We start from the raw sequence: 202 nt of genomic DNA on the forward strand, positions 1-202 counted from the left end.
CGCTCCGCTGTCCCCGGCGTCGGTCGGCTCGGATTGCTCGAGCCGTCCGCCGCCGCGTCGCTGCGCGAACTGGGCTGGGACAACGTCGAGAGTATTCCCGTGCTGTGGGCGCTGTCCCGCGCGCCGGACGCCGATCTCGCGTTGAACACGCTCATGCGGCTGCGCGAGAGCATCGGCGACGAGTGGGCCGCGTCGATTCCCG

1 protein-coding gene is annotated in these 202 nt (G+C 71.8%); it reads left to right on the forward strand.

From position 1 onward, the window contains the following. Positions 1–202 (forward strand): hypothetical protein (locus ON34_RS08725; protein WP_040776688.1); only part of this gene is annotated, 202 nt, incomplete at both ends.

The sequence above is a fragment of the Nocardia pneumoniae NBRC 100136 genome (assembly GCF_000308755.1).
In the GTDB taxonomy this organism is placed as follows: Bacteria; Actinomycetota; Actinomycetes; order Mycobacteriales; family Mycobacteriaceae; genus Nocardia; species Nocardia pneumoniae.